The organism is Terrisporobacter sp. (assembly GCF_017888745.1).
Lineage (GTDB): Bacteria > Bacillota > Clostridia > Peptostreptococcales > Peptostreptococcaceae > Terrisporobacter.
Map to the genome: position 1 here is coordinate 1 of NZ_JAGHFM010000280.1, position 8,596 is coordinate 8,596.

Here is an 8,596-nt window from a genome sequence, read left to right on the forward strand (position 1 = left end):
ATATATTTAGTGCTTTTAAATGGTTTATCTGTTTTTATTGTAAAGTCTACTAATACATTATTGCTATCATACATTGCATTATCAATAGTCATTGTTAATCCATCAGAAGTACTAGATATATTTATTTTTTCAATATTATCCTTTAAATCATCTTTATTTTTTAAAGCATAATGAAGCTTGTCAATCATACTATCTAAAATAGGTATATTATCTGCTAAGGAAGGGCTATAAGCTCCTATACCTAGTATTAAAGCAAATGATGCAACAGCACTTGTTATACCTATAGTCGCTCTCTTTATAGTAGATTTATTATTTTTGATAACCTTTTTATCATCTGCTAATAAATTTTCATATGTATCATCTAATCTTTTTCTAACATTTTTAGGTATATCATTTTTTATTTTATTATCCATTTAAAACTTCCCCCTTACTATCATGATAAAAAAAATCTTTTAGTTTATTTCTACTTCTAAAAAGTCTAACTTTTATAGTAGACTCCTTTTCATTTAACATCTCACTTATTTCTCTAGCATTAAATCCCATAGTATAATACAAGTCAAAAACTATTTTTTGTTCATCTGACAAAGTATCAATACCATCTTTAAGAGATATGCTATTTATAAAATCTTCCGTATATCCTTCATCATAAAATTCATCTAACTGTATTACTTTACTATTCTTTCTTAATATATCATTACATTTATTTATAAGAATCTTAGTAAGCCACGTTTTGAAATAAGTATCATTTTTTAACTTCTTCATATTTTCAAAAGCAGATAAAATAGTTTCTTGCATTGCATCTGCTACATCTTCATCATTTTTTAATATTGATTTAGCAATTTTATATAAAGATAATTCATTTACCCTCATTAGCTCTACAAAAGCATTCTTATCTCCTTTTTTTGCCCTTTTTATTAATAAATTCATTTTTCCTCCTTGATTTAATAAATCTTTCCACATGCTTCAAAATTTATCTTCACTTATTAGACGTGCCTATATGTTAAATAGTTACATATAAAATTCATAATACTTAACCCAAAAATTCGCTTCGCTCATATCGCCAACTACTTCGTCCGTTGCTCAAAATTCACTTCGCTTAAGCCACTGCGTGGTCGCTCCACTTCATATGGCCAACAACTTATGTCCTTGATAAGTTGACAATATCAAGATTATAACTTATCCATGATTCATATAATTTATAATCCCTTAGTATACAAAAAAAGTCTAGTTAAAAATATTAACTAGACTTTTCTATATATTATTTAGTTGGAACTACTATTTCTCCATTTATTATCTTTTCACTTTGTTCATTAACAAAATCAATTACATCTTGTGGTACATTTTTATCAGTTGTTGGAGCTAATCCTATAGCACCATCTTTTAATCCTAATGATAATACTTTTCCACCTGAGAAGCTTCCTTCATTTAGGTCAGTAACAACTTGGTATACACCTTCATTAACTTTTTTCATTGCAGATGTTAGTATATTATCTGGTGCTAAACTATATTGGTCTCTATCAACACCTATTGCAAATTTTCCACTTTCTTTTGCACATTCTATAACACCTAATCCAGTATCTCCTGCAGCTGCAAATATTACATCTACATCATTTTTATACATTTGAGTAGCTATTGTTTTTCCTTTTGCTGCATCTACAAATGTATTTGCATATTGAGTTAAAACTTCTACATTTGGATTAGCATCTTTTACACCAGCTTCGAAACCAGCTTCAAATTTATTTATAACTACATTGTTTAGTCCACCAATAAATCCAACTTTATTAGTTTTAGTCATTTTACCTGCTACAAGACCTACAACATATGCTGACTGCTCTTCATTGAAAGTTATACATGTAACATTCTCTGGTGTTTGATCCCCATAATCAGCATCTACTATAGCAAATTTTTGTTCTGGATAATTTTTTGCTGCTTCAAGTATTGCATCTTGCAACTGATAACCTGTCCCTATTATTAAATCATTATTTCCTTCTATAGCTGTCTCTATATTTGTAGCATAGTCAGCTTCTTGTTTAGATTCTATATAACCAACTTCTACACCTAAATCTTTTTTAGCTTTTTGAAGACCTTCCCATGCACTTTGGTTAAAACTCTCGTCGTTTACTCCACCAACATTAGTAATCATAGTAATTTTTACCTTATCATCTTGTTTGTCAGCTGTATTACTTGAACATCCTATTAATAATGATGCTGACATTATGATTGTTGTTATTAAATATAAAATTTTTTTCAATGTCATTATTCCTCCAATATGATATAATACTTTTTTACTTACATATAATAATAACAAAAAATAAAAATATATAATTATGACTTATGCCATATTTTTAATTTTTTTACGAGGATAGTAACATGTTAAAATTAAACGATAAATCTAAATTAAAATATTTCATAAAAAAATATAATATAAACAATCTTTTTACAAATAATATGGAAGATTACATGGATTTATATTTTTGCAAAAAAGGATCTCATATTTGTGAAAAAGGCAATACTTTGGATAAATTTTATTTCTTTGTAGAAGGAAGAGCAAAAGTATATCTTTCCACACCAAATGGAAAATCTCTTCTTATTAGATTTTATAGTCCACTACAAATTATAGGAGACATCGAAATAACATCCAATACTAATATAGATTGTAGTATTCAAGCTATAGAAGATTGCTTATGTATAGGTATACCTGTTGATATAATAAAAAGTTTATGTTTTAAGGATATAAAGTTTTTAAATTATATTTGTAGTCAATTAAGCTACAAGTTATCTTCAGCCTCATTATCAACTTCATTAAATCTTTTATATCCTTTAGAAAATAGACTTGCCAGCTATCTTCTAGCTCTTTATCCTAACGATATGGATCGTAAAAATAATATGATTACTGATAATTTTACATAAATATCAGAATTATTAGGATCTGACTACAGGCACTTTTTAAGAGTTGTTGATAAACTATGTACTAAAAATATTATAAAAAAAGAAAAAAGATCCTTAATTATTTTGAATAGAAAAATGTTAGAGGAGCTAGCTGTAAATTTATATAACTAATGATTTAATTATTTTTTAAATTATTTTTCAGCCAACTTTTGACGACTTACTAAATTAGTAGATAAAAAGTCTAGTTAATTAATATTAGCTAGACTTTTTATATTTATCAATTATTTAGTTGGAACTACTATCTCTCCACTTATTATTTTATCACTTTGTGCATTAACAAAGTCGATAACTTCTTTAGATACATTCTTATCTGTTGATGGAGCAAGGCCTATAGCATTTTCTTTTAATCCAAGTACTAAAACTTGTCCTCCATCAAATTTTCCTTCGTTTAGACTTTTTACAACACCATATACGCCTTTATCTACTTTTTTCATTGCAGAAGTTATTATATTATCTGGTGCTATATCATTTTGATCTCTATCTACACCAATTGCTAGTTTACCATTTTCTTTAGCGCATTCAAGAACTCCTAGTCCACTGTCTCCTGCTGCTGCAAATATTATATCTGCATTATTTTTATACATTTGAGTAGCTATTGATTTTCCTTTTGCTGAATCCGTAAATGAATTAACATATTGAGCTAAAACTTTTGCATTTGGATTAGCCGCTTTGACTCCTGCCTCATATCCTACTTGAAATCTTTTTACTACTACATTATTCATTCCACCAACAAATCCAACTACGTTAGTCTTAGTCATTTTTCCAGCTACAAGACCTACTACATAACCGGATTGATTTTCATTAAACGTAATACAAATAACATTATCGGGGGTTTCTTCTCCATAATCAACATCTACTATTGCAAATTTTTGATCTGGATAATTTTTTGCCGCATCTAAAAGAGCCTGCTGCATAGGAAATCCAGTTGCTAATATTAAATCATTGTTACCTTCAACTGCTGTTTCTAAATTTGTAGCATAGTCAGCTTCTTGTTTAGATTCTATGTAGCTGACATTTACGCCAAAATCTTTTTTTGCCTTTTGAAGACCTTCCCATGCACTTTGATTAAAACTATTATCTGTTACTCCTCCCACACTAGTAACCATTGTCACTTTTAGTGTATTCTTTTGCTCAGCTTTTTTATTAGTTGAACATCCTACTAATAAAGATAAAGTCATAATCATTGATGTCATTAAGCATAAAATTTTTTTCAATGTCACTTTTCCTCCTATGTGATATAATTCTATTTTTATAAAAACAAAATATCAAATTGATATTTATTATTTCATAGATATATATTTTCACATATCTTTTATTTTTATGAGGTTTAATTGACATTAAGTTATAAAAAAACTATGGTAGTCATATTTTCACCATAGTTTTTTCATTAAATATTCAGTTAGTCATTTATCTCTTTTACGAATCTTATCAAATCAAGGATTATGACATCATTAATTTCAGTTTATATATTATCTTTTATTTCTTCTTTTATTTTTTGAGTTGCTATTTCTATTATCTTTAGAGCTTCTGTTATCTCTACTGTTTTTGTCATTTCTTCTGTTATCATTCTTATTATTTTTTGAACTTCTAGAATTCTTGTTATTTGATTTTCTATTTTTATCAAATTGTCTATTTAATGCACCTCTAGCTTCTCTTGGTTTTATTAAGCATCTTGGTCCGTATCCTATTAAGTCTTCTCTACCTGCTTCTACTAAAGCATTATAAACTAAGTCATAATTTCTAGGAGCAGAATATTGTAATAATGCCCTTTGCATTGCTTTTTCATGTTTAGATTTTGGTACATATACTTCTTTCATAGTTCTTGGATCTAATCCTGTATAGAACATTGTTGTAGATAATGTTCCTGGAGTTGGATAGAAATCTTGAACTTGTTCCGGCTGATATTTAATATCTCTTAAATACTCTGCAAGCTCTATCGCACTATTTAATGTAGAACCTGGGTGCGATGACATTAAGTATGGAATTAAGTATTGTTTTAATCCCATTTGTTCATTTATTGCAAAGTACTTTTGTCTAAATCTTTCATAAGTATCTCCAGCTGGTTTTTGCATGTAGTATAAAACTTCTTCTGCAACATGTTCTGGAGCAACTTTTAACTGACCACTTACATGGTGTTTGATTAATTCTCTCATGAAAGTATTATCTTTATCAGCCATTACATAGTCGTATCTTATTCCAGAACGAACGAAAGCTTTTTTAACTCCTGGTACTTGTCTAACTTTTCTAAGAAGACTTATAAAATCAGTATGATCCACATTCAGATTTTTACAAGGATTGGGATCTAGACATTGTCTATGCTTACATCCACCTTTTCCTTCAGTAATTTGTTTTTTACAAGCTTCTTGTCTAAAGTTTGCAGTAGGACCACCTACATCATGTATATATCCTTTGAAGTCTGGTAATTGAGTTATTTCTCTAGCCTCTTCTAAAATAGATTCATGACTTCTACTTTGTACAGCTCTACCTTGATGGAATGTTATTGCACAGAATGAACAACTTCCAAAACATCCTCTAGAACTTACTATTGAGAACTTAACTTCATTTAAAGCTGGTATGCCGCCCTTTGCTTCATATGATGGATGATAGTTTTTAGTATATGGAAGTGCATATACTTCATCTAGTTCTTCTCTATTTAGAGGTGGCTCTGGCTTATTTTGAACCATAAATTTATTTCCGTGAGGCTGTACTACAGCCTTACCTCTAAATGGATCTTGTTCAGCTTCTTGAATTTTAAAAGCCTCAGAAAATTTCACCTTGTCTTTCTTTATTTCTTCAAAAGAAGGAGTTAAAACATAATCTACATAGACTTCATCTAAGCTATCAGCCATGTAGCAAGTACCATCTATAAAACTTATATATTTAGGATCGAATCCATCATTTAAAGCATCTGCAACTTTAACAATTTGTCTTTCACTCATTCCATAAACTAGTAAATCCGCGCCACTATCTACCAATATAGATTTTCTTACTTGGTCACTCCAATAATCATAATGGGCAAATCTTCTTAAAGAAGCTTCTATTCCTCCTATTACAACAGGAATATCTCCATAAGCTTCTCTTATTTTATTACAATAAACTATGGTAGCTCTATCTGGTCTATGCCCCATTTCTCCACCTGGTGAGTAAAGATCTTTTTCTCTATGTCTCTTACTAACAGAATAATGGTTAACCATAGGGTCCATATTTCCTCCGTTAACTAAGAAACCAAGTCTTGGTCTACCAAGCTTCATAAAATCTTCAGTTGTTTTCCAGTTAGGTTGAGCAATTATTCCTACTTTATATCCAGCATGTTCTAATACTCTTGATATAATAGCTGTCCCAAAACTATGATGGTCAACATAAGCATCTCCTGTAACAAGTACGAAATCACACTCTTCCCATCCTCTTTCAATCATATCTTCTTTACAAATTGGTAAAAATTTATTTTCCATTTTATCACCTGCTCAATCTATATTAAAATTCGCTCTACTTAATACACTGCATACACTCTACTTCATATCTCCCACGATATGCCTTTGAGCGACGTGTTGGTAAACTACTTTGCTTTCGTTACAAGCAAATACGTTTCCAAATTTATTCGCTCATCTTTAATTATTAACCCTGATTAATTATTATATCACAAAGATAATAATATTTTTAAAGTAATTCTAATTTAATGCCATATGTTAATAAGTAAGATTTTTATGTTAAATTTTAATTTCTTTGTAAAATTTTTCTTACCCAATATAATCATTCTTTAACACAATTTTTTTGTATATAAAACTATAATATACTAAAAGAAATATATATAATTTCTTTTTTATAGATAATTTTCAAATAAGGGAGGGAGTTCTATGGAAAGTATAGTCAGTACTATTAATTCAATTGTTTGGAGTCAGGCATTGGTGATTACATGTCTAGGTGTTGGAATTTACTTCACCTTAAGGACTAGATTTTCACAAGTTAGAAACTTAAAAGAAATGGTTAGCTTACTATTTAGTGGTCAAAAATCAGAACAAGGTATCTCTTCATTCCAAGGATTTTGTACTGCACTTGCTGGCCGTATAGGAACTGGTAATATTGCTGGTGTTGCAACAGCTATTGCATGGGGTGGACCAGGAGCACTATTTTGGATGTGGGCAATAGCTTTCTTAGGTGCTGGTTCAGCTTTCGCAGAATCTACTTTAGGTCAATTATATAAAGAAGAGCATGAAGGTGAATATAGAGGAGGTCCTGCTTACTATATAGAAAAAGGTTTTGGTAATACTAAGTTTTCAAAAATTTATGGAATCATATTCGCTATAATAACAATTATTGCAGTTGGTATTTTACTTCCTGGCGTTCAATCCAACTCTATAGCAGTATCAGTTTATAATGCACTTGGACTTAATGTAAATATAACTGCTGTAATATTAGTAATACTTCTTGCATTAATTATATTCGGAGGTATAAAAAGAATAGGCTCTGCAGCTGAATTTATAGTACCTTTCATGGGTGGAGCTTATATATTAATGGCTCTTATTATAATAATAGTAAATATTAGTGACTTACCAGGTGTTTTAGCATTAATATTTAAATCTGCATTTGGTTCAGAAGCAACTTTTGGTGGTATTCTTGGGTCTACAATAGCTTGGGGTGTAAAACGTGGAGTTTACTCAAATGAAGCTGGTCAAGGTACAGGTCCTCATGCATCCTCTGCTGCTGAAGTTTCTCATCCTGCAAAACAAGGCTTTGTTCAAGCATTTTCAGTTTATGTAGATACATTATTTGTTTGTTCAGCAACTGGATTTATGATATTAATGACAGGATGCTATAATACTTACAATGAAGGTACTCAAGAAATAATAGTTCAAAACATGCCTCAATATGGTATTAGTGATATTGGTGCTGTATATACCCAAGAAGGTGTAAACACTTTAATTCCTGGATTCGGTGGAGCATTCGTTGCCATAGCTTTATTCTTCTTTGCTTTTACAACTTTAATGGCTTATTATTATATAGCAGAAGTTAACCTAACTTATTTAGTCAAAAAACTTAATCAAGGTAAGAGTAGTAAAATTGCAACTAACCTATTAAGATTTACCATTTTAGCAATGACAGCATATGGTAGCATAAAAAGTGCAGCCCTTGCATGGGCAATGGGTGATATTGGTGTTGGATTAATGGCTTGGTTAAACTTAGTTGCTATAGTTTTATTGTCTAACACTGTAATGAAGTGTTTTAACGATTACGAAAGACAGAAAAAACTTGGAATTCCAAGAGATAATATCAACTTTGATCCTAGACCACTTGGTATAAAAGGTGCAGACTTCTGGGAAAGAAAAGCTGATGAAATAAAAAGTAATTCATAACTCTTGATATAACTCTATTATTTGATAATATATAAGACCCCACAAAAATTAATGTACCAAAAAAGAGCTAAGGAGGCTTAGCTCTTTTTCACGAAAAAATAAATTTAAGGTCTTTTAGATGAACATGGTAAATTAACTATATATTTTCCACACACAACCCTTCATCCATTAGGATTTCCTTTTTTATAATCTATATTCAAATATTTTTCATTATATAAATCATCCAATCCCTGCAACTCTTGCAATATGTCTATGATATTATCTACTTTTCACTATATTATCATTATACTTGATAG

General features: G+C 29.8%; 7 protein-coding genes. 2 read left to right on the top strand and 5 right to left on the bottom strand.

Annotated features, from left to right (window positions below):
- From J7G74_RS12570 to J7G74_RS12580, 3 genes are all read right to left on the bottom strand, one after another.
- On the bottom strand, positions 1-413 hold a 413-nt coding region (locus tag J7G74_RS12570; protein WP_297135944.1), incomplete at its 3' end, for a DUF4179 domain-containing protein.
- Positions 406-927 (bottom strand): RNA polymerase sigma factor, encoded by a 522-nt coding sequence (locus J7G74_RS12575; protein ID WP_297135946.1) that lies wholly within the window; start codon positions 925-927, stop codon positions 406-408. The genes J7G74_RS12575 and J7G74_RS12570, both read right to left, overlap by 8 nt.
- A gap of 331 nt (positions 928-1,258) precedes the next feature.
- Positions 1,259-2,257, bottom strand: a complete 999-nt coding sequence (locus J7G74_RS12580; RefSeq protein WP_297135948.1) for a BMP family lipoprotein — start codon at positions 2,255-2,257, stop codon at positions 1,259-1,261.
- Between the two features lie 113 nt (positions 2,258-2,370).
- On the opposite strand from J7G74_RS12580, the gene J7G74_RS12585 reads away from it, so the two are divergent.
- A complete protein-coding gene (locus J7G74_RS12585; protein WP_297135950.1) occupies positions 2,371-2,910 on the top strand; it encodes a cyclic nucleotide-binding domain-containing protein in 540 nt (179 codons plus the stop codon).
- Between the two features lie 260 nt (positions 2,911-3,170).
- Here the strand turns inward: J7G74_RS12585 and J7G74_RS12590 are convergent, their stop codons facing one another.
- Positions 3,171-4,169: a BMP family lipoprotein gene (locus J7G74_RS12590; RefSeq protein WP_297135952.1), complete on the bottom strand. Its 999-nt coding sequence runs from the start codon at positions 4,167-4,169 to the stop codon at positions 3,171-3,173.
- A 249-nt stretch (positions 4,170-4,418) separates the two neighbouring features.
- Complete coding sequence (locus tag J7G74_RS12595; RefSeq protein ID WP_297135954.1) at positions 4,419-6,401, bottom strand: YgiQ family radical SAM protein; 1,983 nt, start codon at positions 6,399-6,401, stop codon at positions 4,419-4,421.
- 402 nt (positions 6,402-6,803) lie between these two features.
- Here J7G74_RS12595 and J7G74_RS12600 point away from each other — a divergent pair, with 402 nt between their 5' ends.
- Positions 6,804-8,300 carry an alanine/glycine:cation symporter family protein gene (locus tag J7G74_RS12600; protein WP_297135956.1) on the top strand — a complete coding sequence of 499 codons (1,497 nt, stop codon included), beginning with the start codon at positions 6,804-6,806 and terminating at the stop codon, positions 8,298-8,300.
- The last annotated feature ends 296 nt before the right edge of the window (positions 8,301-8,596 follow it).